The sequence below is a fragment of the Streptomyces sp. GB4-14 genome, assembly GCF_022696125.1.
GTDB classification, from domain to species: domain Bacteria; phylum Actinomycetota; class Actinomycetes; order Streptomycetales; family Streptomycetaceae; genus Streptomyces; species Streptomyces werraensis.
On sequence record NZ_RZHO01000002.1, the window covers coordinates 4,810,692 to 4,834,831 of the forward strand.

Annotated in this window: 23 protein-coding genes and 1 pseudogene; 9 read left to right on the top strand and 15 right to left on the bottom strand. The window is 73.3% G+C overall.

Annotated elements, in window-relative coordinates; translation table 11 throughout:
- The first annotated feature begins 29 nt into the window (after window positions 1-29).
- Window positions 30-461 carry a hypothetical protein gene (locus ELQ39_RS23215; RefSeq protein WP_225626703.1) on the top strand — a complete coding sequence of 144 codons (432 nt, stop codon included), beginning with the start codon at window positions 30-32 and terminating at the stop codon, window positions 459-461.
- Window positions 462-578: 117 nt separating this feature from the next.
- On the opposite strand, the gene ELQ39_RS23220 is transcribed toward ELQ39_RS23215, so the two are convergent.
- The 7 genes and pseudogenes from ELQ39_RS23220 to ELQ39_RS23250 form a co-directional block, all read right to left on the bottom strand.
- Window positions 579-2,081 (bottom strand): DUF1996 domain-containing protein, encoded by a 1,503-nt coding sequence (locus tag ELQ39_RS23220; protein WP_242593766.1) that lies wholly within the window; start codon window positions 2,079-2,081, stop codon window positions 579-581.
- A gap of 213 nt (window positions 2,082-2,294) precedes the next feature.
- A pseudogene (locus ELQ39_RS23225) lies at window positions 2,295-2,582 on the bottom strand (DNA-binding response regulator); the annotation flags it as partial.
- Between the two features lie 194 nt (window positions 2,583-2,776).
- The gene (locus ELQ39_RS23230; RefSeq protein WP_242593768.1) at window positions 2,777-3,787 is read right to left on the bottom strand and encodes an NAD-dependent epimerase/dehydratase family protein; all 1,011 of its coding nucleotides are present in this window, start codon (window positions 3,785-3,787) and stop codon (window positions 2,777-2,779) included.
- Window positions 3,788-3,856: 69 nt separating this feature from the next.
- On the bottom strand, window positions 3,857-4,414 hold the full coding sequence (locus ELQ39_RS23235) for a winged helix-turn-helix domain-containing protein (protein ID WP_242593769.1): 558 nt from the start codon (window positions 4,412-4,414) through the stop codon (window positions 3,857-3,859).
- 281 nt (window positions 4,415-4,695) lie between these two features.
- A complete protein-coding gene (gene glnII / locus ELQ39_RS23240; protein WP_190000299.1) occupies window positions 4,696-5,724 on the bottom strand; it encodes a glutamine synthetase in 1,029 nt (342 codons plus the stop codon).
- Window positions 5,725-6,012: 288 nt separating this feature from the next.
- Window positions 6,013-6,708 carry a septal ring lytic transglycosylase RlpA family protein gene (locus ELQ39_RS23245; protein ID WP_242593771.1) on the bottom strand — a complete coding sequence of 232 codons (696 nt, stop codon included), beginning with the start codon at window positions 6,706-6,708 and terminating at the stop codon, window positions 6,013-6,015.
- 138 nt (window positions 6,709-6,846) lie between these two features.
- Window positions 6,847-7,206, bottom strand: coding sequence for an ArsC/Spx/MgsR family protein (locus ELQ39_RS23250; RefSeq protein ID WP_190000297.1), 360 nt, complete (start codon window positions 7,204-7,206; stop codon window positions 6,847-6,849).
- 232 nt (window positions 7,207-7,438) lie between these two features.
- On the opposite strand from ELQ39_RS23250, the gene ELQ39_RS23255 reads away from it, so the two are divergent.
- From ELQ39_RS23255 to ELQ39_RS23280, 6 genes are all read left to right on the top strand, one after another.
- The gene (locus ELQ39_RS23255) at window positions 7,439-7,753 is read left to right on the top strand and encodes a hypothetical protein (RefSeq protein ID WP_190000296.1); all 315 of its coding nucleotides are present in this window, start codon (window positions 7,439-7,441) and stop codon (window positions 7,751-7,753) included.
- Window positions 7,754-7,938: 185 nt separating this feature from the next.
- The gene (locus ELQ39_RS23260) at window positions 7,939-9,243 is read left to right on the top strand and encodes a sensor histidine kinase (RefSeq protein ID WP_242593773.1); all 1,305 of its coding nucleotides are present in this window, start codon (window positions 7,939-7,941) and stop codon (window positions 9,241-9,243) included.
- Window positions 9,240-9,914 (top strand): response regulator, encoded by a 675-nt coding sequence (locus ELQ39_RS23265; RefSeq protein ID WP_225626698.1) that lies wholly within the window; start codon window positions 9,240-9,242, stop codon window positions 9,912-9,914. The genes ELQ39_RS23260 and ELQ39_RS23265 overlap by 4 nt, the downstream gene beginning before the upstream one ends.
- Window positions 9,915-10,099: 185 nt before the next feature.
- Window positions 10,100-10,543, top strand: coding sequence for a hypothetical protein (locus ELQ39_RS23270; protein ID WP_225642284.1), 444 nt, complete (start codon window positions 10,100-10,102; stop codon window positions 10,541-10,543).
- A gap of 85 nt (window positions 10,544-10,628) precedes the next feature.
- Window positions 10,629-11,309 carry an ABC transporter ATP-binding protein gene (locus ELQ39_RS23275; protein ID WP_391665026.1) on the top strand — a complete coding sequence of 227 codons (681 nt, stop codon included), beginning with the start codon at window positions 10,629-10,631 and terminating at the stop codon, window positions 11,307-11,309.
- Window positions 11,306-13,858: an FtsX-like permease family protein gene (locus tag ELQ39_RS23280; protein ID WP_242593777.1), complete on the top strand. Its 2,553-nt coding sequence runs from the start codon at window positions 11,306-11,308 to the stop codon at window positions 13,856-13,858. Before ELQ39_RS23275 ends, ELQ39_RS23280 begins: the two co-directional genes overlap by 4 nt.
- Before the next feature lie 6 nt (window positions 13,859-13,864).
- On the opposite strand, the gene ELQ39_RS23285 is transcribed toward ELQ39_RS23280, so the two are convergent.
- Window positions 13,865-14,122, bottom strand: a complete 258-nt coding sequence (locus ELQ39_RS23285) for an SCO2583/SCO2584 N-terminal domain-containing protein (protein WP_225626694.1) — start codon at window positions 14,120-14,122, stop codon at window positions 13,865-13,867.
- 156 nt (window positions 14,123-14,278) lie between these two features.
- Entirely contained in the window at window positions 14,279-15,688 is a 1,410-nt protein-coding gene (gene glnA, locus ELQ39_RS23290; protein WP_190000290.1) for a type I glutamate--ammonia ligase, read from the bottom strand.
- A gap of 210 nt (window positions 15,689-15,898) precedes the next feature.
- Between glnA and ELQ39_RS23295 the strand changes: the two genes are divergently transcribed.
- A complete protein-coding gene (locus ELQ39_RS23295) occupies window positions 15,899-16,366 on the top strand; it encodes an RDD family protein (protein WP_225626693.1) in 468 nt (155 codons plus the stop codon).
- Between the two features lie 91 nt (window positions 16,367-16,457).
- Here the strand turns inward: ELQ39_RS23295 and ELQ39_RS23300 are convergent, their stop codons facing one another.
- The 4 genes from ELQ39_RS23300 to lipB form a co-directional block, all read right to left on the bottom strand.
- Window positions 16,458-17,162 carry a DUF4191 domain-containing protein gene (locus ELQ39_RS23300; RefSeq protein WP_242593779.1) on the bottom strand — a complete coding sequence of 235 codons (705 nt, stop codon included), beginning with the start codon at window positions 17,160-17,162 and terminating at the stop codon, window positions 16,458-16,460.
- A gap of 79 nt (window positions 17,163-17,241) precedes the next feature.
- Window positions 17,242-17,442 carry an SCO2195 family GlnR-regulated protein gene (locus ELQ39_RS23305; protein WP_242593781.1) on the bottom strand — a complete coding sequence of 67 codons (201 nt, stop codon included), beginning with the start codon at window positions 17,440-17,442 and terminating at the stop codon, window positions 17,242-17,244.
- Window positions 17,443-17,780: 338 nt separating this feature from the next.
- Window positions 17,781-18,746, bottom strand: coding sequence for a lipoyl synthase (gene lipA / locus ELQ39_RS23310; RefSeq protein ID WP_242593783.1), 966 nt, complete (start codon window positions 18,744-18,746; stop codon window positions 17,781-17,783).
- A 72-nt stretch (window positions 18,747-18,818) separates the two neighbouring features.
- Complete coding sequence (gene lipB, locus ELQ39_RS23315; RefSeq protein ID WP_242593785.1) at window positions 18,819-19,637, bottom strand: lipoyl(octanoyl) transferase LipB; 819 nt, start codon at window positions 19,635-19,637, stop codon at window positions 18,819-18,821.
- 272 nt (window positions 19,638-19,909) lie between these two features.
- Between lipB and ELQ39_RS23320 the strand changes: the two genes are divergently transcribed.
- Entirely contained in the window at window positions 19,910-21,373 is a 1,464-nt protein-coding gene (locus ELQ39_RS23320; protein WP_242593787.1) for a regulator, read from the top strand.
- Window positions 21,374-21,551: 178 nt separating this feature from the next.
- Here ELQ39_RS23320 and ELQ39_RS23325 read toward each other — a convergent pair whose 3' ends face one another.
- The gene (locus tag ELQ39_RS23325) at window positions 21,552-22,958 is read right to left on the bottom strand and encodes an NAD(P)/FAD-dependent oxidoreductase (protein WP_242593789.1); all 1,407 of its coding nucleotides are present in this window, start codon (window positions 22,956-22,958) and stop codon (window positions 21,552-21,554) included.
- Window positions 22,959-23,178: 220 nt separating this feature from the next.
- Window positions 23,179-24,081, bottom strand: a complete 903-nt coding sequence (locus ELQ39_RS23330) for a TIGR01777 family oxidoreductase (protein WP_242593791.1) — start codon at window positions 24,079-24,081, stop codon at window positions 23,179-23,181.
- Window positions 24,082-24,140 lie beyond the last annotated feature (59 nt).

Sequence of the window (24,140 nt, forward strand, 5' to 3'; positions counted from 1 at the left end):
CGATGTCGCCGTCAAGACCGGAGGAACACATGAGGGTGACCCGACCGAAGCTCGCGCTGACCTGCGCGGTGGCGGCCCTGGCGCTTGCGGGCTGCGGGTCCGGCGGCCACGGGGAGCACGCGGTGCCGCCCACCGCCACGGGCAGCCTGGAGAAGCTGGCCGCAGAGGTGAAGTGCGACCCCGACATGCAGACCGACGCCGACACCATCCGCCAGGCGCTGTGCGAGAAGGGCGACGAGAAGTACGTCCTCGCCACCTTCTCCACCGACCGCGGCCAGGCCGAGTGGCTCAACACGGCCAAGGACTACGGCGGCTACTACCTCGTCGGCCGCAAGTGGGTCGCCGTCGGCGAGGAGAGGACGGTCGAGGCGCTGCGGACCGAGCTCGGCGGCGACCTGGAGGAGGGCTCCGAGCACATGAATCCCGGCGGCAGCCACAACAAGGGCGGTCACCACGGCTGAGCCGCCCGGACGCCCGGCACGGCAGAAGGCCGGCGGTGGGTTCCCCCACCGCCGGCCTTCTCCCTTTTCCCTCGGTTCCTTCAGCTTCCCCTCGGGTCCCTCAGCGGGCCCTGCCGCCTACTGGCAGTCCTGGCCGCTGTTGATGCACTGGACCATCTCGTTCATCAGGTCCTCGTCGAAGAAGTTGATGAAGTCGTTGTGGTCGGTGATCGGCTTGTGCAGCTGCTCCGGGAAGGTGTCCACCGCGTACGGGTTCACCAGCTGCCCGTTGTCGATCTGCGGCGCCGGGATGTTGTCGTACACCAGGCGGACCTGGAGCTGCGGGATGGCCTGGAAGCCGTTCGGGCAGCTGCCGTCCTCGCCGACGAAGGCGACGTGCGTGCGGTGGTTGGCGCTGTCGGTGTTCTGGCCGTCCCAGCAGCTCTGGAAGCTGGTCGTACGGACCACGCCGCTGCCCTCGGGGCAGACCGGGTACTTGTCCGTCACCTGGCGGTCCTCGAAGCCGGTGCAGCTCCACGCGGTGTTCGCGTTGCCCAGGCCGTTGGTGAAGGCCTTGGCGTCACCGGTGATGATGCGCAGCGCCCGCGGCATCGCGACGACCTCGCTGGTGCGGTTGCCGACGAACTTCAGGTTCACCTCGGTGGGCGCGACGATCTTGCCCACGTTGCCGTCCTGGCCGCCGCCCGGCTGGTCCTGGTCGATGTCCTGCGTGCCGTCCTGGATCCGCAGCACCGGCCAGAAGTACGACGACCTGTCGCCCTGGTTCTGGCAGCTCGTGTCGCCGCCTGCCAGGTCCTCGTCGCTCGCGAAGGCGTTGTTGGCCTGGTTGCCGACGTAGTCGTGCTGGTGCTGGGCGCCGTTGCTGACGCCGGGCGCCACGATCACGTTGTCCGAGTTGCGCAGCGCGTTCTCGTTGGTGCCGCACACGGTGGTGAAGCTGCCGGTCGAGCCGGTGTCGCCGTTCGCGGCGAGGCCGTTGGGCAGGTTGCGGGTGCCCGGCTGGACGTCCTCGATGCGGATGAAGTCGTCCGCCACCGGACCGTTCCCCGCCTGGCCGCCGTTGTCCTGGCCGCCGCCGTTCTGGCCGCCGTCCTGGCCGCCGCCGTCGTTCTGGCCGCCGTCGTCCTGACCGCCGTCACCGTTGCCGGGCTGCTCGGCGGGCACACCCTGGCAGCGGGCGAACCGGCCGAGGTCGCGCTCCTGGCCGCCGGCCCGCTTGATGTTGATGTTGATGCGGTCCAGGGTGGCCCTGCGCTTGTCCTTCAGCGGACCGAGGATGGCGTTGTCGACGTAGCTCGCGTCGCCCGCCTGCGCCTGGCGCGTCTCGGCGAGGCGTGTGTACGCGTCGGTGATCTGGCGGTCGAGCCGCGCCAGTTCACGCGCGACGCCCCAGCGCGCCTTGCGGGGCACCTTGGTCAGCTTCTGGCCGACGTCCGGACAGTTGATCGTGGCGACCCGGACCTGCCCCGACTTGGTGGCGTTGTGCCCCCCGTCCTCCTCGTGCGCCGAGGCGTAGAAGTTGGCCCAGACCAGACCGCCCCCACCGATCGCCAGGGCCGCCGCCCCGGCTATCACCTTGGTGGCCAGCGGTGTACGGCGTTTTCTTGTGTTGCGTCCCATGGAACTCCTCTGACTTCCTTGCGGGGCATCCCTGTGCGGGGCATCGAGGCGCCCGTGAGGGGAAGCGGCGCCCATGAGTACGCGGCTCGCCCCACGGGTGTTCACCCGTCACAGGAATCGGTGCGAAGTCAGTGCGGTTCCGTAGGTTTCAACACGCTTACCCACACCGGGAGTTGCCGCTCCTCCACCCGGCGTGAAGCCCGGCGTCCGGTTTCACCGGCCGTGGCCGGGACACGCGAGAACCGCCGGCTCGCGGCGGTTGTCGTCGTCCGGCACCTCCAGGCCCGGTTTCGCGAAGACGGTCGCGGTGTGCTCGGCGACGGCCCGTTCCCTCACCACCGGTCGCGCGGCGACGGCCGCATGGGTCCGCCCCTGCGCCATCGGCTCCGGCACCTCCCGCTCCCGGGGCGTCCGGTGCTCTGGCGGCCGGTCCCCGGCGGACCGCCGCGCAGGCAGCCGCCGGATCACCTGCGGGCCGGTCGCCGTGCCGTCCGCCACCACCGCCGCACCGCGTCCGGCAGCGACCTCGGCGCCGGCGCGGGCCCCCGTACCGCCGCGAGCGGGAAGCCCGGCGCCGCGCTCACCCTGCCGTGTCCGTCCGTCCCGGTCATGACGGCCCGGTCGTCATGGGCCCGGCCTCGCCGTCGTCGGCCGCCCGCACACCGGGCCCGGCCCCCGTCCGGGGGTAGGGCTCCCTACACCCCCGAGGCCGCGGCCAGCACCCTCGCCTCGACCTCCGGGTCCAGCCCCTTGGCGTTGCGGTCCGGGCGCTGCGGGGCCGTGCCGCCGATCTCCCGCAGCCAGGCCCAGGTGTCGGCGACGGTCTCCGCGACCGGGCGGCAGCGCAGCCCGGCGGCGACCGCCCGGGAGACGTCCGCCGCGTGCAGGGTGTCGTGCAGGTCGCTGTGCGGCGGCACCCACACCGGGAGCTGGGTCCACGGCTCCACCCCGGCGTCGAGGATCACCTCGGGCGCCGTCCACCGCAGCTCGGCCGGACCCCCGGTCACCCGCACGCAGGCCTCCAGCAGCTCGCCCATGGTGGCGTGCCCCGACGGCGAGGTGAGGTTGTACGGCCCGGCCAGCCCCTGCTCGGCCGCGTCGAGGATCCACTCCGCCTGGTCGCGGACGTCGACGTACTGCAGGGGCAGGTCCCGCGGGCCGGGGGCGAGCACCGGACCGCCGCGGGCCATGCGGTTCAGCCACCAGGGCAGCCGTCCCACGTTCTCGTACGGCCCGAGCAGCAGCCCGGACCGCACCAGCAGCGAGCGGTCCGCGCCGAAGGCCTCCTCGGCGGCCAGCTCCCCGCCCCGCTTGTCCCGCGCATAGTCCGTCGGCCCGGCGTCCGGGGAGGCGCCCTCCACCACCGGGGCCTCCTCGTCGTACCCCGCGGGCGGCGCCCAGGTGTACACCGAGCGGCTGGACACGTACACGTACCGCCCGGCGCGGTCCCGCAGCAGCCGCGCCGTGTCCCGCACCGCGCGCGGGGCGGACGACCAGGTGTCGACGACGACGTCCCAGGTGCCCGGGTCCTCGTCGAGCGCCGCCAGCCCGTCCACCGCGGTGCGGTCGCCGAGCAGCAGGCGGACGCCGTCCGGCGCCGCGTGCCGTCCCCGGTGGAAGACGGTCACCTCCCAGCCCCGTCCGAGGGCCGCCTCGACGACCGCCCGGCCCGCGAACTCCGTACCACCCAGCATCAGAAGTCTCATACCGGGACTCTGCCCCGCCGGGCGGCACGGGGGAAGGAGGATCTGCTGTCGGCAGACCGGGCCGCGCGCTCAGCGCCGCACGGGCGGCACGTACGTGTAGCCGACGCGGCGCACCGTGCGGATGGCGTCGCGGAACTCCGGGCCGAGCTTGCGGCGCAGCCGGGCGATGTGGACGTCGACGGTCCGCCCGTCGCCGACATGGCCGTACCCCCACACCGTGGACACCAGACGGTCCCGGGTGTGGACCCGGTCCGGGTGCGAAACGAGATGGGCGAGCAGCTCGAACTCCAGGTACGTCAGGTCGAGCCGGCGGCCGTCGACCTCGGCGGTGCGGCGTACCGGGTCGACCCGGATCAGCGCGTCGGTGTCCTCCGCCGCGCCGACGGGTGCGGGCGCGGGGTACGGCGGCTGCCGGTCGGCGGGGACCAGCACCAGGTAGCCGACCATCGGCGGACGGCCGGGCAGCACGGGCACCGCGTCCGGCGGGGCGGGCAGCAAGGTGGCGCCGGGCGGCAGCAGCCGTGCGACGGCCGCCACGTCGTCCCGGTCGACGGCATGCAGCCGGGCACGGGCGGGCGGGACGGAGGCGGCGGGAACGGGGGTGGAGAGGGAAGGGGTGGTCGCCATGGGACGTCAGCTCTTTCGCGCGAAGGGTTCGTCGAGGGACGTACGCGGTGCGCGGCGGCCGAAGGCCGGGAGGAACTCCGGGCGTTACAGGGCCGGCGCGTTCGTCGCGCGACAACACACCCGGTCGAAGTCGTGGTGCTGACGGGAGGGCCAGAACGGCTCCAGGTCACGTCGACCCGTCGCGTCGTGGGTGCGGAAGCCGGCCATGGGTCCATTGAAGCAGACGGCGCGAGGGGCGCCCACCGTCCGGCGGGCGCCCCTCGGGAGTCGTACGGTGCGGATCAGACCTGGCCGGCCTTCTCCAGCGCGGTGCAGCAGGTGTCGACCAGCAGACGGGTCACCACGTACGGGTCGACGTTGGCGTTGGGGCGGCGGTCCTCGATGTAGCCCTTGCCGTCCTTCTCGACCTGCCACGGGATGCGGACCGAGGCGCCGCGGTCCGACACGCCGTAGGAGTACTCGTTCCACGGGGCGGTCTCGTGCAGGCCGGTGAGGCGGTCGTCGATGCCGGCGCCGTAGTTCTTGACGTGGTCCAGCGGCTTGGAGCCCTCGCCCAGCGACTCGGCGGCGGTGATGATCGCGTCGTAGGACTCGCGCATCGCCTTGGTGGAGAAGTTGGTGTGCGCGCCGGCGCCGTTCCAGTCGCCCTTGACCGGCTTGGGGTCGAGGGTGGCGGCGATGCCGAAGTCCTCGGCGGTGCGGTAGAGCAGCCAGCGGGCCACCCACAGCTGGTCGGCGACCTCCAGCGGGGCCAGCGGGCCGACCTGGAACTCCCACTGGCCGGGCATGACCTCGGCGTTGATGCCGGAGATGCCCAGACCCGCCTTCAGGCAGTTGTCCAGGTGGGCCTCGACGACGTCACGGCCGAAGATCTCGTCGGAGCCGACACCGCAGTAGTAGCCGCCCTGCGGGGCCGGGAAGCCGCCCTTGGGGAAGCCCAGCGGGTAGGCGTCCTTGAAGAAGGTGTACTCCTGCTCGATGCCGAAGATCGGTTCCTGCGCGGCGAACTTCTCGGCGACCTCGGCCAGCGCGGCGCGGGTGTTGGACTCGTGCGGCGTCATGTCCGTGTTCAGGACCTCGCACAGCACCAGGACGTCGTCGCCGCCGCGGATCGGGTCCGGACAGACGAAGACCGGCTTCAGCACGCAGTCGGAGGCGTGGCCCTTGGCCTGGTTGGTGGAGGACCCGTCGAAGCCCCAGATCGGCAGCTCGGCGCCCTTCGCGTCGTCGCCCAGGATCTTCGTCTTGGAACGCAGCTTGGCGGTCGGTTCGGTGCCGTCGATCCAGATGTACTCGGCCTTGAAGCTCACGGTCCACATCCTTCGGGGTGGGTCTGGGCGCTCGGTGCGGATGCTGCGGCGCTGCGGCACTGGGGCGCCGCCGTCGATGCCCCGCAGCTTGTCAACGGGCGATTTCCCGTCCATTGCCCATGTGTGAACCCCGTGTTACCGGACGCCCGTGTGCCCGGCGCCACTCCGTGAGGGTGCGGGGGAGGGGGCCGGGTGTATGCGATGGGACGTGAAGGTGTGACGACGTGTGAGGGCCCGCCGCTCCCTTCCTGAGCGGCGGGCCCCCGGCACCTCACCCGTGCGTGGACCTCACCCCACCTTCTCGATCACGGCCCGGCGGATCAGGAACTTGCCCGGCTCGCGGACCTGCTCGAAGGCGGCGTTGTTGAGCAGCACACAGCTCCCGGACACCGAGGTGACCTCCACCGTCGTGGACTTGTTGTTGTCCAGGTTGGTGACCTTCAGCCTGGTGCCGGCCGGGAACTGGTTGCTGGACGCGGCCGGGGCGCCGGCCTCGCCGGACAGGGTGACGGTCGAGCCGTTGCACACCTGCTCACCGGCCGCGGCGCCGCCGCCCGCCTGGCCGTCCTGGCCCGCCTGACCGTCCTGGCCCGCCTGTCCCTCCTGGCCGCCCGCGGCGGGCTGCGACGGGGCGGGCTGCTCCGGCTGCGCCGGCTGGGAGCCCTGAGCCGACTCCCCCACCGCGCACCCGGACGCCTCCTGCTGGACCTTGATCTGCGCGATGACGGCCTCGCGGTTGGCGATCCGCGCCTGGGACTGGGCGTCCGGGTTGGCCCGCTGGTCCGCGATGAACCGCTCGTTGTTGCCGAGCGCGGTGGCCAGCCCCTGGCAGACCGTCGAGTTCGCCGCCGACTTGGTGGTGGCGGCCGGCGGGCTGGCGTTGGACGTGGCCGCCATGACGAAGGCGCCGCCGCCCGCCACCGTGGCCGCGCTCAACAGCAGCGCGAGCTTCTTCTTCGGGCCGAGACTTCTCCTGCGCGACATGCGCGCCTCCAATGGATCGGGGGAGCGTACGCCGCTATGTACGAGATACCGAACGCAGTTGCTCAGCGGCCGGCCCAAGTCGCCCAAGTGGCCTGCGTCACAGGGTCTCGAGCTGGGGCGCTGCCGGCGGGACGGGCTTCAGCGGGACAGCGCGTCCCGTACCGCGTCCTCCGTGCGGGCCACCACCGCCGTGCCGTCGTCCGCCGTGATGATGGGCCGCTGGATCAGCTTCGGATGCGCGGCCAGCGCCGCGATCCAGCGGTCCCGTGCCCCGGCGTCCCGCGGCCACTCCTTGAGCCCCAGTTCCTTGGCCGCCGCCTCCTGGGTCCGGGTGATGTCCCACGGCTCCAGACCGAGCCGCTCCAGCACCTCCCGGATCTCGTCCTCGGCCGGCACGTCCTCCAGGTAACGGCGGACGGTGTACTGCGCCCCCTCCGCGTCGAGCACGCTGATCGCGCTGCGGCACTTGGAACAGGCGGGGTTGATCCAGATCTCCATGGGGCACACGGTACGCCGCACCCCTGCTTGTTCGATTTATGGGCCGCCCGCGTGTCCCTCCCGCACCACCCGTCCCGAAGCCTCAAAAACCAATCCCACCTGCGCATTTGATGGCCGAAGCGAGCCTGCCGATTGTCGGTGCCGCCCCGTAGAATGGACGTAGTGTTCGAGGGAATCGCCGAGGTCGCCGTGGACCCCGGACGACGGCCCCGACCGCGACAGGAGGATGCCCGTGCCCGCTGCCGCACTCAAGCCGAAGCCCCTGCCCGTCCAGTCCACCGCGAAGCGACCCGTCCTGCTCGAACTGCCCTGCGCCCCGGTGGAGAAGCGCCCGCTGCCGCCGGGCCGCCCGCGCGAGTGGTACGTCACCCACAACCGCCGCCTGAAGGCGATGCGTCTCGCCATCGCCCTGCTCGACTCCGGTGTGTACCACCCGAGCCAGGCGCGCAACGACACGATCCGCGGCGCCGCCGAGCTGATCGGCGTCCACCCGCCGTCGGACACCACGTGCCACATGGTGCGAGCGCTCATGCGCTACAGCCGCTGAGCCGCGGCCGCCGATCCCGCGTCCGGTGCCGGGCGCCCCCGCGCGGGGGCGCCCGGCACCGTCGTGTCCGGTCCGGGAGCGAGCTGAGGCAGTATGGGCGGCGAGGTGTCGCACACCCCGAAGTCGTGGGCATCGCACGGCACTTGCCCGGCAGCCGTGCCTGGTGGAGGAGAGAGGCAGGACGGTTGACCGAGGAGAGCAGGGTCCCGGTTCCGTGGATCGCGCCGTCCGGCCGGTACGCACGCGTCCTCGGCCGCGCGGTCGACGTCGCGCTCGCCCTGGCGGTCCTGGTCGCGGCGTACGACTACGCCGGCGACCACGACCTGATGCTGGGCGCCCTGATGGCCCTGGCCCTGCTGGCCCGCAGGAAGCGGCCCGGCACGGTGATGGCGGTCGTGATGGCGCTGGCCCTCGTGCAGTTCCTGCTGCACGACCCGGCCGTCGACCCCCCGCCCGCCCACGCGCCCGCCGCGTACGACGTGGCCGTGCTGTTCGCCATGATGTCGGTCGTCCACCACTCCCGGACCCCGTGGATGCCGTACGCGGCGGGCGGCGCGGTGCTGCTGGCGACCGGGGCGGCCTCGTTCGGGGTGCCGTTCCTGGGCCTCGACGGATTCGGCGACGGCCAGTCCCTGCTGATCTTCTGGGGCCTGACGCTGACGGTCTGGCTCACCGCCTTCGCCCTGCACACCCGCCGCCTCTACGCCGAGAGCCAGGCCGCCCGCGCCCGGCACGCCGAGCGGGAGCAGGAGCAGCGCGCCCGGCTCGCCGCGGTCCGCGAACGCGCCGAGATCGCGCGCGAGTTGCACGACGTGGTGGCGCACAGCCTGGCCGTGATGATCCTCCAGGCCGACGGCGCCGGGGCCGTGCTGCGCACGTCGCCCGACATGGCGGAGTCCGCGCTGAAGACCATCGCCGCGACCGGCCGGGACGCCATCGACGACATGCACCGCATCGTGCGGGTCCTGCGCGAGGGCCGGCCCGGGACCCAGGGCGCGGGGGAGGACCGGCGGCTGGTCACCCTCGACGAGATCGAGACCGTCGCGGACCGCGCGCGGACCGCCGGGCTGACCGTGGACCTCTCCGTCGACGTGGACCAGGGAAGGCTGTCGCCGGCGGAGGAGATGACAGCGTTCCGCATCGTCCAGGAGTGCCTCACCAACACCCTCCGGCACGCCGGTTCCGGGGCTCGCGTCGACATCCGCGTCCGCGAGAAGGACGGCACGCTGCTGATCGACGTCACCGACGACGGAGGGGGCGCCCTCGCGGGCCGGGCCACCGTCGGGGAGTCAGGGGGCAACGGGCTGGTGGGGATGCGCGAGCGGGTGGAACTCGCCGGGGGCGCCTTCGAGGCCGGCCCCCGGCTCGGCAGCGGATGGCACGTACGGGCCTCGATGCCGGTGCGGACGAAGACGCCGGTGGCCGCGCGGACTTCGGCGGGCACCGGGCATCCAGAGGCGACGAGGACTTCCGTGAGGACCGAGCGATGACGGGGACCGACAGGCCGATCCGGGTGGCCGTGGTGGACGACCAGCCGCTCATCCGGGCCGGCTTCTCCATGGTGCTGGCCGGCCAGGACGACATCGAGGTCGTCGGCGAGGCGGAGAACGGACAGCAGGCCCTCGACCTGCTCGACGAGGTCGACGCGGACGTCGTCATCATGGACGTCCGCATGCCGGTCATGGACGGCATCCGGGCCACCGAGCGGCTGATGCGCCGCGACAGCCCGCCCGGCGTCCTGGTCCTCACCACCTTCGACGACGACGAGGACGCCTTCGCCGCCCTGCGCGCGGGAGCAGGCGGCTTCCTGCTGAAGAACGCCCCCGCCGACCAGGTCGTCCACGCCATCCGCGTCCTGGCCGCCGGCGAGTCGGTGGTGGCCCCGCGCATCACCCGGCTGCTGCTCGACCGCGTCTCGGACCGGCTCTCCCCGGCCAATGGGCAGTCGGAGCGCCTCGGTCTGCTCACCGGCCGCGAACGGGACGTGCTCGGCCTGGTCGCCCGCGGCCTGTCCAACGCCGAGATCGCCGCCGAACTGTACGTCGCCGAGGCCACGGTGAAGACGCACCTGGGCAACCTGATGGCCAAGCTGCATCTGCGGGACCGCGCCCAGGCCGTCGTCTTCGCGTACGAGTCCGGCCTGGTGCGTCCGTCCCCCTGAGCCGCCTCCTCCTGAGGGGGCAGAGGCTCACCCGCCCTCTGCCCCCACAGGCGCAGAGCGCGCCCGCCCGGCGTACCGGACGAGCCGCCCGCGATCTCGGATCCGTGACCGATCCGCCGAGGGCCCCCGGATCCCAGACTTCTCGGTGTCGCAGGACGCGGCCGAGAAGACACGGGAGGGACCCCATGACCACCATGACCGGCACGCCCACGAACAAGCACAACCGCACGCGCGACCGCCTGATCCTCGGCGCCCTCGCCGGCGCGGTCGTCGCCGCCCTGGCCGCCGGGGGCGCGTACTGGTGGCAGGACCGCCAGGAGCTGAGCCAGGCGTCCGCCGAGGACTGCAGGACGGCGCAGCGCATCGTCACCGAGGGCGCGCGGATCGCCGCCGGGCCGGTGCCGGAGGCGGAGAAGTGGTGGAAGGAGACCGGCGACGAACGCCGCGCCACGATGGAGGACGGCTACCTCGGGGCGAAGATCTCCCGCTACGAGGGCTGGGCGCTGGAGACCGCGAAGAACTCCGCCGAGGCGCCGTCCGCGAAGGACGTGAAGAGCCTCCAGGAAGACGCGCGGGGCCACTGCGTGGACTCCGGCGTCACCCTCACCCTGCCGCCGCTCGGCTCCTGACCGGGCCGGGGAGAGCGTCACCATGACCGCCCACGCCGCCGCGCGCGGCCCCGCACCCGACGACGTCATCACCACCACCGCCCTGGTGAAGACCTACCGCCAGGGCGCCGACGAGGTCCGCGCCCTCGACGGGGTGTCCGTCGCCGTGCGCCGCGCCCGGTTCACCGCCGTCGTCGGCCCCTCCGGGTCCGGCAAGTCCACCCTCATGCACTGCGTCGCCGGACTCGACACCGTCACCTCCGGCAGCGTCGTCCTCGACGGCACGGAGCTCACCGGGCTGACCGACCGGCAGCTGACCCGGGTGCGCCGCGAACGCATCGGTTTCGTCTTCCAGTCGTTCAACCTGCTGCCGCAGCTCACCGCCTACGAGAACATCGTGCTGCCCGTCACCATGTCCGGCCGCCGCCCCGACCGCGAACGCGTGGACCACCTGTGCGAGGTCCTCGGCATCGCCGACCGGCTGACCCACCGCCCCGCCGAACTGTCCGGGGGGCAGCAGCAGCGGGTCGCCGTCGCCCGCGCGCTGGTCGCCCGCCCCGCCGTGGTCTTCGCCGACGAACCCACCGGCAACCTCGACTCCCGGGCCGGCGCCGAGGTGCTCACCATGCTGCGCCGGGCCGTCGACGAACTCGGCCGGACGGTCGTGATGGTCACCCACGACCCCGCCGCCACCCGCTACGCGGACCGCGTGCTGACCCTCGCCGACGGACGCGTCGTGGGGGACGAGCGCACCACCCCCGACGACACCCTCGGGAGGCGGCGATGAGAGGCCCCTGGCGCGCGACCGTCCTGGGCTCCCAGATGGCCGAACTCCTGCGCAGACCGGGCCGGTTCGCGGCCACCGGCCTGTCGCTGCTGATCGCCGCGTTCGTCGTCTTCGGGGCCGTCATGGCCCAGCAGATCGTCACCGCGACCGTCGTCGACCGGTTCCGCGGCACCCCCGACGCGGTGTCGCTCGTCGTCACGCGGAAGGACGCGGCCGGCATCGGCGAGGCCGGACTGGACGCGATCCGCAGGACGCCCGGGGTCACCGAGGCCGCCGGCCGGGCCGAGGGCGGCACCCCGGTCGGCGGCAGCGCCGCCGCACGCTACCTCGCCCTCGCCGCGGACCCCGGCTCCGGCGCCCTCGCCCAGGTACGGGCCGTCGAGGGCGCGTACCCCTCAGGCCCGCGCCGGCTGGCCGTCGACACCCGGGCCGCCGAGGCGTACGGACTCGCCCCGGGGTCGTCGCTCACCCTGCTGCTCCCGGCGCCCGACGGTGAGGGCACCCGGCGCGTCCCGGTCGAGATCACCGGCGTCGTCCGCTCCGCCGCCACCGGCGCCGGGGAGCCCACCGGGTACGCGCCCGGCCCGGACCTGGTGCGGCTGCTCGGCATGCCGGGCTACTCCCGCGTCGACGTCCGCACCAAGACCCCCGCCGCGGCAACGGAGGCGGCGGAGCGGATCCGGCGGGCGGTGCCCGGAGCGGTCGTACGGTCCGGGGACGAGGTGCGTGACGAGGAGGCCCGCGCGGCCGTCGCCGACGCGAGCGACACCCTGGAGCTGGCCGGCGTCTTCCTCGCTGTCGCGGTCGGCGCGGCCGTGCTCGTCTCCACCTCCACCTTCCGCATCGTCTTCGCCCGCCGTGTACGGCAGTTGGCACTGCTGCGCGCCGTCGGCGCCACGTCGAGGCGGCTCGCGGCGGCCCTCGTCGCCGAGGGCGCGGTGGTCGGCCTGCTGGCCGGCGCGGCCGGCGTGCTCGCCGCGTGGGGCTGCGCCCGGCTCGTCCCGCCGGTCGCCGCCCGCCTGGGGCACGGCCTGTCCGCCCCCGCCGCGCTCCCGCTGCCGCAGGCCGCCCTCACCGTGCTCGGCACCGGACTCCTCGCGGTCCTGGCGGTGCTCGCCCCGTCCCTCACCGCCTCCCGTGTCTCCCCGCTCCAGGCGCTGCGCACCGCCACCTCGGGGGAGAGCACGGTCAGCGGCACCGGGCGGACCCTGCTGGGCGTGCTCTGCGCGGCGGGCGCCGTGCTCCTCGCCCGGCAGCAGTACGCGGGACTGCCCGAGCCGGGCGACACGGCGTACGACCGGTTCGCGGCGCTGACCCTCGTGGTGGTCTCCGGCGGACTCGCCTTCCTCGCGCTGATCGCCCTCGGCCCCCTGCTGGTCCGGCCGGTGTTGTCCGCCCTCGCGGTACCGCTGCGCCGTACCGGTGCGGCGGGCCGGCTCGCGGTGGCGGGCGTCGGGGGAGCGCCCGGCCGGGCCGCCTCGGTCTCGGTCGTGGTGGCGCTCGGCGTCTGCCTCGTCGGCTCGACCCTGACCTGCCTCGCGAGCCTGGACACCTACGACCGGTACCAGCGGACGCTGGAGGCGCCCGCGGACTTCCACCTGTACGCGGGGGAGGGCGGGACACTGGACCGGACGCTCGTCGCCGACCTGGCCGCCCGCCCCGAGCTGGCCGGCGTGACCGCGTCCCGTACGGCGGAAGTGGTCGACGACGGCCGCAGCGCGACCGTCTCCGACCTGGACCTCACCACCGTCCGCTCCGGCACCGGCCTGACCGCCCGCACCGGCGCCCTCGGCCGGCTCGGCCCCGCGCACGTCGTCGTGGACGCCGAGCACGCGCACCGCCTCGGCGTGGAGGCGGGCGACCGCGTGACGCTGGAGCCGGAGGGCCGTCCCGTCCGGCTCACGGTGGCGGCGACGCTGCCCGGCGCCGGACCCTACGGCGCGGACTTCTTCGTGACCCCGGCCGACCTCACGCGCCTGGGAGCGGGCCCCGCGCCCACCCTGATCACCGCCGACGCGGCGGAGGACGGCGCCGAGGGCCGCGCCCGCGCCCACCGGGCCGTCACCGCGACGCTCACCGGACCGGGACGCGGCGACGGCCGGATCGTCGCCGAGGACGCGGCCACCCGCACGGGCTCGGACGACGACCTGCGCACGACGGCCACCACGGTGGTGCTGCTCCTCTGCCTGACCGTCCTGGTCGCGGTCGCGGGCGTCGCCACCACGGCGAGCCTCACCGTGGTCGAGCGCCGACGGGAGTTCGGGCTGTTGCGGGCCCTGGGCCTCGGCGGGGCGGCCGTGCGCCGTACGGTCACGCTGGAGTGCGCCCTCCACGGCGTCCTGGGCGGCATCCTCGGTCTGGCGCTCGGAGTGCCGTACTCGTGGCTGGTGGTGCGGGTCGCCGAGGTGAGCGCCCCGTTCACGGTGCCGGCGGGACAGCTCGCGGCGGTCCTCGCCGCCCTCGTCCTGGTGACCGCGGCGGCGGGCACGGTCCCCGCCCTGCGCGCCTCCCGCACCCCGCCGACGGTCGCCGTCGCCCAGGGCGACTGACCCGGGTCAGTAGGGGCCGACGCCGGCGTACCCGAGCAGAAGGATCACCGCGACGACACAGCCGAGCACCACGACCGTGGACACCCACGGGCGGCGCACCGCCGGCCCCCGGTACTCGGGCTCGGCGCGGAACGGCACCGGTCCGGGAGGGTTCTCCTTCCAGCGGGCGGCCAGCATCCGCGCGCGGGCCGAGGGCTCCTTGTGCGCGGCGCCGTCCGCCCACCGCAGATCGAACTCGCGCTCCTCGTCGTCCCGCTCGGACATCCCCGTGACCTTCTCTCGAACAACCGTGTCACCCTCAGGATCCCTCCCCACCCGCCCGGAGGGAAGCTTTCCGGCCAACGCCACCGCCCCCGCCCCTGGACGGACCAGGGACGGGGGCGGCGCGAGAACCGACGCGTCGGACGCGCGGGAGTCCGGTCACACGTCGAAGTAGAGCTCGAACTCGTGCGGGTGCGGACGCAGCTGCAGCGGCGCGATCTCGTTCTGGCGCTTGTAGTCGATCCACGTCTCGATCAGGTCCGGCGTGAAGACGTCGCCCTGGAGGAGGAACTCGTGGTCGGCCTCGAGGCGGTCCAGCACGGCGCCGAGGGAGGTCGGGACCTGGGCCACGTTGGCGTGCTCCTCGGGAGCCAGCTCGTAGAGGTCCTTGTCGATCGGCTCGGCCGGCTCGATCTTGTTCTTGATGCCGTCCAGGCCGGCCAGCAGCAGCGCCGAGAAGGCCAGGTACGGGTTGCCGGAGGAGTCCGGGGCGCGGAACTCCACGCGCTTGGCCTTCGGGTTCGAACCGGTGATCGGGATGCGCATCGCGGCGGAGCGGTTGCGCTGCGAGTACACCAGGTTGATCGGCGCCTCGAAGCCCGGCACCAGACGGTGGTACGAGTTCACGGTCGGGTTGGTGAAGGCCAGCAGCGACGGCGCGTGCTTGAGGATGCCGCCGATGTAGTAGCGGGCGGTGTCCGACAGGCCGGCGTAGCCCTGCTCGTCGTAGAAGAGCGGCTCGCCGCCCGCCCACAGCGACTGGTGGACGTGCATGCCCGAGCCGTTGTCACCGAAGATCGGCTTCGGCATGAAGGTCGCGGTCTTGCCGTTGCGCCAGGCGACGTTCTTCACGATGTACTTGAAGAGCTGCAGGTCGTCGGCGGCCGCGAGCAGCGTGTTGAACTTGTAGTTGATCTCCGCCTGGCCGGCGGTGCCCACCTCGTGGTGCTGGCGCTCGACCTGCAGGCCCGCCTTCTCCAGCTCCAGGGAGATCTCGGCGCGCAGGTCGGCGAAGTGGTCGACCGGCGGGACCGGGAAGTAGCCGCCCTTGTAGCGGACCTTGTAACCGCGGTTGTCCTCCAGCGCACCGGTGTTCCAGGCGCCCGCCTCGGAGTCGATGTGGTAGAAGGACTCGTTCTCCGAGGTCTTGAAGCGCACGCTGTCGAACACGTAGAACTCGGCCTCGGGGCCGAAGAACGCGGTGTCGGCGATGCCGGTGGAGGCGAGGTACGCCTCGGCCTTCTTCGCCACGTTGCGCGGGTCACGGGAGTACTGCTCGCCCGTGATCGGGTCGTGGATGAAGAAGTTGATGTTGACCGTCTTGTCACGGCGGAAGGGGTCGACCCGCGCGGTGGACAGGTCGGGCAGCAGCGCCATGTCGGACTCGTGGATGGCCTGGAAGCCGCGGATCGAGGAGCCGTCGAAGGCCAGCTCCTCGGCCGGGTCGAAGGCCGACGCCGGGATCGTGAAGTGCTGCATCACGCCCGGCAGGTCGCAGAAGCGGACGTCGATGAACTTGACGTCCTCGTCCGCGATGAACTTCTTGGCCTCGTCGGCGTTCTGGAACATCCAGCTCCTCCTACTCCCGACCGTCCCGCCGGGGTGGTAGATCGTTCGTGCGGCCAGTGCGGGGGGCACACGCTGCATCCGACCCTAGGGACGGGTCATTTCTCGGGCGTGACCCGTTTGTTTCGCACAAGTTAACCGGCGCCTCTTCCACGGTAGCTCCGGCGCACCCCGCCGTCTCCCGGTCATATCCGGCCGCAGTACCGTGGACGGGTGGACAACAGGCAAGCAATCGGATCATGGCTGTCCGGCCCGCGCGCGGCCATGGAGGAGGCCGGTGCCGACTTCGGTTACCGGGGCGAGCAGCTGGGGCTGCCGGAACAGGGACCGGGGTCGATCGCACGCCCCGGCCGCAGGATCGGCGCCCTCGCCGTGGACTGGGGCCTGTGCCTCCTGATCGCATACGGCCTGCTCACCGACGGCTACGACGCCCGCACCGGCAACTGGGCGCTGCTGGTGTTCCTGGTGCTGAGCGTGCTCACCGTCGGCACCGTCGGCTTCACGCCCGGCAAGCGCCTCTTCGGACTGCGCGTGGTCGCCCTGGACACCGGCCGGGTCCAGCCGCTGCGCGGCCTGCTGCGCTCGGTGCTGCTGTGCCTCGCGATCCCCGCGCTCGTCTGGGACCGCGACGGCCGCGGCCTGCACGACCGGCTGGCCCGCACGGTCGAGATCCGCTTCTGACCCGGCCCGCGCACGACCGCACACGACGAGGACGGGGCGCCGGAATCCACATTCCGGCGCCCCGTCCTCGTCGTGTCATGTCCCGCGGGACTCAGCGGCCCCGCTGACCGCCGCCCTTCGGCAGCTTCATGCCCTTCGGCATCGGCCCCTTCGGCAGCGGCATGTTGCTCATCAGGTCGCCCAGCGCGCGCAGCCGGTCGTTGGTCGCGGTGACCTGCGGGCCGGTGAGGACGCGCGGCAGCTTCAGCATGGTGGTGCGGAGCTTCTTCAGCTCCACCTGGCCCTCGCCGGTGCCCACGATCAGGTCGTGCACGGGCACGTCCGCGACGATGCGGTTCATCCGCTTCTTCTCGGCGGCCAGCAGGCTCTTCACCCGGTTCGGGTTGCCCTCGGCGACCAGCACGATGCCGGCCTTGCCGACCGCGCGGTGCACCACGTCCTGGTTGCGGTTCATCGCGACCGCCGGGGTCGTCGTCCAGCCTCGGCCGATGTTGTCGAGCACGGCCGCGGCGGCGCCCGGCTGTCCCTCCATCTGTCCGAAGGCCGCCCGTTCGGCACGGCGGCCGAACACGATCGCCGTCGCGAGGAAGGCGAGCAGGAAGCCCAGGAGGCCGAGATAGATGGGGTGCCCGATCAACAAACCGATCGCGAGGAAGACACCGAAGGTGACGATTCCGACAGCCGCGAGTACAAGACCGATCTTCTTGTCGGCCCTGCGGGTCATCTTGTAGGTCAGGGCGATCTGCTTCAGTCGCCCGGGGTTCGCAGCGTCCGCTGCGGTTTCCTTCCTCGCCATGGCATGAAGTCTACGTGTCCCCCGGAGCGCGTTCGACGGCAGTGCCGGGGTCGGCCCGGACCGGCCGGACCGGCCTGGTTCAGGGGCGGGCGATCAGGCTCTGGTCGAGGACGCGCTGCGCCTCGACCCGGTCCTTGGCGCGGCGGCGGTCCTCCAGCACGGACGTCCAGGCGTTGCGCCGTGCGGTGCGCTGGCCGCTGCTCATCAGCAGCGACTCGACGGCGCGCAGAGCGGTGGTGAGGGACGGGATGGCGGTGGCGCGGACGGGCGCGGCCTGCATGGTGACGGTCTCCCTCGATGCCGGCGGGCAATGGTGGCGTGCGGTGATACCAGGGTCACTGCCTGGTGTTACCAGGGCGTGACCGACCGGTCAAACAGGCATGAAGCCTTCGCGCCGGGGTCCCGAACGCCGACGCGGCCCCGGCCTGTGCCCTCAACTGGGAGGACGGCCGGGACCGCGTTCTCTCGGCCACTACCCGCCGGTAGGGCCTTGTGTGTGAATTCACAGCGTGGCGGCGGCACATCGGGGCAGGCCCGCGGGCGTGCGGGCAGGCCCCTCGGGACCGCGGGGGGAGGCCCCGCGGGGGAAGGCCCCGCGCGGCCCCGCCGTCGCCGTGCTCAGACCGCCTGGGAGGCGACGAAGGCGCCGCGCTTCTCGACCGCCATCCGGTACAGGCGGCCGGCGCGGTACGAGGAGCGGACCAGCGGCCCGGACATCACACCGGAGAAGCCGATCTGCTCGGCCTCCTCCTTCAGCTCCACGAACTCCTGCGGCTTCACCCAGCGCTCCACGGGGTGATGGCGCACGGAGGGACGCAGGTACTGGGTGATGGTGACCAGCTCGCAGCCCGCGTCGTGCAGCTGCTTCAGCGTTTCGCTGACCTCCTCGCGGGTCTCGCCCATGCCGAGGATCAGGTTGGACTTGGTGACCAGGCCGAAGTCACGGGCCTCGGTGATGACCTTCAGGGAGCGCTCGTAGCGGAAGCCGGGGCGGATCCGCTTGAAGATCCGGGGGACCGTCTCCACGTTGTGCGCGAACACCTCGGGGCGGGAGGAGAAGACCTCCGCGAGCTGCTCGGGGACGGCGTTGAAGTCCGGGGCCAGCAGCTCGACCTTGGTGCGGCCCTCGGCGCGGTCGGCGGTCTGCGCGTGGATCTGGCGCACGGTCTCCGCGTACAGCCAGGCGCCGCCGTCCTCCAGGTCGTCGCGGGCGACGCCGGTGATCGTGGCGTAGTTCAGGTCCATCGTGACGACCGACTCGCCGACGCGGCGCGGCTCGTCCCGGTCCAGGGCCTCGGGCTTGCCCGTGTCGATCTGGCAGAAGTCGCAGCGCCGGGTGCACTGGTCGCCGCCGATGAGGAAGGTCGCCTCGCGGTCCTCCCAGCACTCGTAGATGTTGGGGCAGCCGGCTTCCTGGCAGACGGTGTGCAGACCCTCGCTCTTGACCAGGTTCTGCATCTTGGAGTACTCGGGGCCCATTTTCGCCCGGGTCTTGATCCACTCGGGCTTGCGCTCGATGGGGGTCTGGCTGTTGCGGACCTCCAGGCGCAGCATCTTGCGTCCGTCGGGTGCGACTGCGGACACGACCGGCTCCTAGCGATTGATTCTTCGGCGTCGTCAAGCGTACGCCCGTGGATGTGAAAGCCCGGACGGCCCTCAGACGCCGGACGCGGTGACGGCCGCCGGGGCCTTCTCGACCACGCGCGGCCTCAGGTCGGCGTTCTCCAGCACGTCCTTCAGGTGGCGCTCCACGACGGGCAGCACCTCCTCGATCGTGACGTCGCGTCCCAGCTCGTTCGCCAGGGAGGCGACGCCCGCGTCCCGGATGCCGCACGGGATGATCCTGTCGAACCACTTGTTGTCGGGATTCACGTTCAGCGCGAAGCCGTGCATGGTGACGCCCTTGGCGACCCGGATGCCGATGGCGGCGATCTTGCGGTCCTCGCGGCGCTGGCCGGCGTTGGAGGGGGCGTACTCCGGGCCGTTGAGCCGGGGGTCGAACTCCTCGTCGTGCAGCCGCGGGTCGAAGTCCAGGGAAAGCCCTCCGAGGGAGGGGCGCTGCTCGACCGGGTCGCCCAGCACCCACACGCCGCTGCGGCCCTCGACCCGGGTGGTCTCCAGGCCGAACTCCGCGCAGGTGCGGATCAGGGCCTCCTCCAGGCGGCGGACGTGCGCGACCACGTCCACCGGGCGGGGCAGCTTCTGGATGGGATAGCCCACCAGCTGGCCGGGACCGTGCCAGGTGATCTTGCCGCCGCGGTCCACGTCGATGACGGGGGTGCCGTCGAGGGGCCGCTCGCTGTCCTCGGTGCGCCGCCCGGCGGTGTAGACGGGCGGGTGCTCCAGCAGGATCACGGTGTCGGGCACCTCGTCGGCGAACCGCGCGGCGTGCACCCGGCGCTGTTCGTCCCAGGCCACCTGGTAGTCCACCGCCTCGTCGCCGAAGCCCATCCGGACGAACCGCAACTCACCCACGGCAAACGCCTCCCTCGAAGGTCGTCAGGCGCGAAACGCGCCCACGCCACTGTACGACCGTTCGACGGACCTCCGGCTGTCGGCCGTCGCCAGTGCTGTCCGCCCCCAGTCGTCAGCTTCGGACCAATCCTCACACGATCGGATGAATGCCCGTTGATCTCTGCGATCGGGTGCTCACTCTCCGCTACATTCGCGCCGACCGCGAGTCCATAAGGGCTGCTCACAGGCAATCCGACAGACGAACAGCCGGAAGGCAGGAGACCGCACCGCAGATGACGGAACGACCCGCGCAGCGCACCCCCAACCGACAGCTCGCCGCGCTCATCGCAGAAGCGGGGTTCTCCAACGCGGGACTCGCCCGTCGCGTGGACCAGCTCGGTCTCGAACACGGGCTCGACCTGAGATACGACAAGACCTCGGTCACCCGCTGGCTGCGCGGACAGCAGCCGCGCGGGACGACCCCGGCGCTCATCGCCGAGGTCTTCACCCGGCGCCTCGGGCGTCGGCTCACCGCCCAGGACCTCGGACTGGACGCCTGCGCGCCGGTCTACGCGGGGCTGGAGTTCGCGGCCACCCCCGAGGAGGCCGTCGACATCGTCAGCGGGCTGTGGCGCAAGGACTCCGGCAGCCACGCCGAGCTGCGGAAGATCGCGTTCACCTCGGCGGGTCTCGTGGTGCCCAGCCGGGACTGGCTCATCGGACGGCCCGACGAGAAGGTCGCCCGCGCCGAGCCGGTCCGGGTGCCCGCCCAGGGCCGCCCGCCGGTGCGGCCCGTGACGCCCGCCGAGATCGCCGCCCGCCGGCGCGGGGCGGCGGACCGCGCGCCCGGTTACCGGGTCACCGGCGGCGACATCGCCGCGCTGCGCTCCGTCGGCGAGCTGTTCCGCACCCTGGACGACGCCTACGGTGGCGGGCACGCCCGCCAGGCCCTCGTGCGCTACCTGGAGCACGAGCTGGAGCCGATGCTGCGGGGCACCTACGGCGAGCAGATGGGCCGCCGGCTGTTCGCCGCCGCGGCCGACCTGACCCGGCTGGCCGGCTGGACCTCGTACGACATCGCCGCGCACGGGCTCGCCCAGCGGTACTTCGTCCAGGCCCTGCGGCTGTCGCAGGCGGCAGGCGACCGGGCCTACGGGGCGTACGTGCTGGTCACCATGAGCCGCCAGGCCGTCTACCTCGGCCACGGGCGGGAGGCCGTGCAGCTCGCCCGGGTCGCCCAGCAGGGCATGGGAAGCTCGGCCCCGCCCGCCGTCCAGGCCCTGCTGCACGCCGCCGAGGCGCGCGGGCACGGGGTGCTCGGGGAGGTGCGGGCCTGCACGGCCGCGCTGGTCCGCGCGGAACGCGCGCTGGACGCGGCGCGGCCCGGGGACGAGGTGCCGCACTGGGCGCGGTTCTTCGACGAAGCCCAGCTGGCCGACGAGTTCGGGCACTGCCACCGGGATCTGCAGCAGTTCCGGGCGGCGGCTCAGCACGCGGAGCGGTCGCTGCAGTTGCGGGCGCCGGGCTATGCGCGCAGTCGGCTGTTCTGCCGGGTCGTCCTCGCCACCGCGCGGCTCGGACTGGGGGAGCTGGACCAGGCGTGCCAGCTGGCGGCGGAGGCTGCCGCGCAGGCGGCGGAGATGCGGTCGGTGCGGGCGGTGGAGTACGTGCGGGACTTCGAGCGGCGGCTGGAGCCGTACCGGGACGCGGGGCCGGTCCGTACGTACCGGGACAAGGTGGCGACCACGTTCGCGTGACGGGGTGTCGCGCACCTCGGCACTGACGAGGTGCCGGTAGCGCCCCTCAGGGGCGCGGGGAACCGCGCGCTCAGCCACGGACCGCCCGCGCCGCGCTGTGGAGGTGCCGCCCGAGTGGGGCGTGTGGAAGGCACCCGCCGAGGGTGTGTTCACCGTCGGCGGGCGCCGGTCTGTGGGGTCAGGCCGCTCGGGCTGTGGGGACGGGGTCGGCCGTGTGCATCGGGCGGCCCACTCCCAGGTCGGTCAGGAGGGCCGTGGCCGCCCGGTCGGCGGAGCGGAGGGCGCCCTGGACCGCGCCGCTGTCGCGGTGGTCGCCGCAGACGTACAGGCCGGCCAGGAGCCGCACCGGACGGCGCAGGTCGTGCGGGGGACGCATCGCGGGGACCGCGTCGGCGGTGTGCCGTACCGCCAGCGTCTCCCAGCGCGTCGTCGGCACCCCGTACAGCCGCGCCAGGTGCGCCCGCACGGCCGTGTCGGTGTCCGCCGTGGCCGGGCCGAGGACCGTGGAGGTCACCAGCGTGCGGCCGGCCGGTGCGCGGGACGGGTCGACCGCGCTGACGACCGCGGTGTGCGCCACCGGCCCGCCCCGGTCCGCGTCCAGCAGCAGGGAGGCGTCCGTGGCCGGCGATTCGTCGGTGGTGTGGTGCACCACCGTGACCGGGTGGAAGTCCGGCACCCGCAGCCCCGGCAGCAGCTCCGCCGCGTCCCGCGCGCCGGTCGCGACCAGCACGGCCGCGCACCGCAGCTCCCCGTGCTCCGCGGTGGTCACCGAGGTCGTCGAGACCGAGGTGACCCGTACGCCCGTGCGCACCGTGCCCGGCGGCAGCGACCGCGCCAGCAACTGCGGCAGCGCCTCCGCCCCGCCCTCCGGCAGACACAGCCGCCCGCTCGCGAAGTCCCGCAGCGCGAGGTCCGCCGGCCTGCTGGACGTGGTGAGCTCGGGATCGCACAACAGGGCGGCGAGCAGCGGGCGCAGGAAGCCGTCGACGGTGCGGGCGGGCAGCCCCCGGCCGTGCAGCGCCTCGGCGGCGGTCGTCTCCGGGCGGGCCAGCAGCCGCTCCACCGACGTGCCCGCCAGCCGGTTCAGCGCGGCGCCCAGCCGCGCCTGGTCCAGCGCCGTGCCCAAGGGGGCGCCCACCCGGTGGCGGGGCAGGGACACCTGCCGTCCGGGCACCGCGGCCGGCCTGCGAGGCCCCGGCAGAGGGGCGCTCGCCAGGGCACGCACCGCGTGAAGTGCGCCCCTCGCGCTCCGTGCGCCACGGGCGCGCCGGTTGCCCGGCTGCACGCCGGCGCGATGATGTCGCCCGTCGCTGTGCAGCAGGACACCGGGCGCGAACGGCCGCAGCACCAGGTCCTCCAGCCCCGGGGTGACGTGCAGTTCGGCGCATGCCGTGGACAGCAGCCGGCCGAGTCTGTCGAGACGGAAGCCGTCGACCTTCTCGGTCGCCATGCGGCCCCCCACCTCATGGGCGGCCTCCAGGACCACGGTGGAGACTCCTGCGCTGGTCAGTCGACGTGCCGCGGAGAGTCCGGCCACACCGGCTCCCACGACGACGACGTCCGCCTGGTACGTGGGCTCTAGCACGTGCCCCTCCTCGAGGTTGCGCGGGCGCTGGAGACGTCATGCCCTCAACAGGCCCCAGGGATACCCGAGTTCGGCTCGAGGTTAGGTCCGTGCTCTGCCCCCGGGTCAGGCGCGCACGCACAGTGCACGGGCGCACGACGGTCGCATACGCGCCCCGACGGACAGGACGCGGTCGCAGAGGGGTCAGAAGAGGTCGCCCGCCGCTCCTGCCCGCCGCCCCCTACAGCGCCGCCCTGATCGCCCCCTCGATCCGCGGGAAGGCGAACCGGAACCCCGACTCCAGCAGCCGCGCCGGCAGCACCCGCGCGCTGCCCAGCACGTCCCCCGCCATCTCGCCGAGCACCGTCCGCAGCACCGGCGCGGGCACCGCGAACACGGCGGGCCGGCGCAGCACGCGCGCCATCGCGGCGGTGATCTCACGGTTCGTCAGCGGTTCGGGCGCCGTCAGGTTGAACGGCCCCGACAGCCCCTCGGTGTCCAGGAGATGCCGCAGCGCCGCCACCTCGTCGTGCAGCGCGATGTACGACCAGTACTGCCGCCCGTCCCCGAGCCGCCCGCCCAGACCGGCCCGGAACAGCGGGAACAGCCGCCCCCACGCGCCGCCACCGGGCGCCACCACGAGCCCGGTGCGCGCGAACACCGTCCGCACGCCCGCCTCCCGGGCCGGCGCCGCGGCGGCCTCCCACGCCACGCAGACCTCCGGCAGGAACCCCTCGCCCGCGGGCGCGTTCTCGTCCACCGCACGGTCGCCGGTCTCGCCGTAGTAGCCGATCGCGCTGCCGTTCAGGAACACCCGCGGCCGGGCGTCCTCGGGCAGCCCGGCGACCGCCTCGGCGAGCGCGGTCGTGCCCCGCACCCGGCTGGAGCGGATCAGCTCCTTGTACGCGTCCGTCCAGCGCCGGTCGCCGACTCCGGCGCCCGCCAGGTTCACCACCGCGTCGCACCCGGCGAGCCCCGCCGCGTCCACCGTCCCGCGGGCGGGGTCCCAGCGGACCTCGTCCGCCGACCGGGGCTCCCGGCGCACCAGCCGCAGCACCGTGTGCCCGTCCGCCGCCAGTGACCGCACCAGGGCGGAGCCGATCAGTCCGGACGCCCCGGCCACCGCGATCCGCGCATGTTCCATGGCGTCCATCCTGCCCGGGTCACGGCGATATTCACGGTGAGGAGCGCACCTGGAGTCCT

What these genes read in the sequence shown, in the direction of transcription:
- ELQ39_RS23300 (WP_242593779.1), bottom strand. Translation starts at nt 17,162, where the DNA reads ATGGCGAGGAAGGAAACCGCAGCGGACGCTGCGAACCCCGGGCGACTG.
- ELQ39_RS23285 (WP_225626694.1), bottom strand. Translation starts at nt 14,122, where the DNA reads ATGTCCGAGCGGGACGACGAGGAGCGCGAGTTCGATCTGCGGTGGGCG.
- ELQ39_RS23245 (WP_242593771.1), bottom strand. Translation starts at nt 6,708, where the DNA reads ATGTCGCGCAGGAGAAGTCTCGGCCCGAAGAAGAAGCTCGCGCTGCTG.
- glnA (WP_190000290.1), bottom strand. Translation starts at nt 15,688, where the DNA reads ATGTTCCAGAACGCCGACGAGGCCAAGAAGTTCATCGCGGACGAGGAC.
- ELQ39_RS23220 (WP_242593766.1), bottom strand. Translation starts at nt 2,081, where the DNA reads ATGGGACGCAACACAAGAAAACGCCGTACACCGCTGGCCACCAAGGTG.
- ELQ39_RS23280 (WP_242593777.1), top strand. Translation starts at nt 11,306, where the DNA reads ATGAGAGGCCCCTGGCGCGCGACCGTCCTGGGCTCCCAGATGGCCGAA.
- ELQ39_RS23265 (WP_225626698.1), top strand. Translation starts at nt 9,240, where the DNA reads ATGACGGGGACCGACAGGCCGATCCGGGTGGCCGTGGTGGACGACCAG.
- ELQ39_RS23250 (WP_190000297.1), bottom strand. Translation starts at nt 7,206, where the DNA reads ATGGAGATCTGGATCAACCCCGCCTGTTCCAAGTGCCGCAGCGCGATC.
- ELQ39_RS23320 (WP_242593787.1), top strand. Translation starts at nt 19,910, where the DNA reads ATGACGGAACGACCCGCGCAGCGCACCCCCAACCGACAGCTCGCCGCG.
- ELQ39_RS23215 (WP_225626703.1), top strand. Translation starts at nt 30, where the DNA reads ATGAGGGTGACCCGACCGAAGCTCGCGCTGACCTGCGCGGTGGCGGCC.
- ELQ39_RS23270 (WP_225642284.1), top strand. Translation starts at nt 10,100, where the DNA reads ATGACCACCATGACCGGCACGCCCACGAACAAGCACAACCGCACGCGC.
- ELQ39_RS23235 (WP_242593769.1), bottom strand. Translation starts at nt 4,414, where the DNA reads ATGGCGACCACCCCTTCCCTCTCCACCCCCGTTCCCGCCGCCTCCGTC.
- ELQ39_RS23330 (WP_242593791.1), bottom strand. Translation starts at nt 24,081, where the DNA reads ATGGAACATGCGCGGATCGCGGTGGCCGGGGCGTCCGGACTGATCGGC.
- ELQ39_RS23230 (WP_242593768.1), bottom strand. Translation starts at nt 3,787, where the DNA reads ATGAGACTTCTGATGCTGGGTGGTACGGAGTTCGCGGGCCGGGCGGTC.
- ELQ39_RS23305 (WP_242593781.1), bottom strand. Translation starts at nt 17,442, where the DNA reads ATGCAGGCCGCGCCCGTCCGCGCCACCGCCATCCCGTCCCTCACCACC.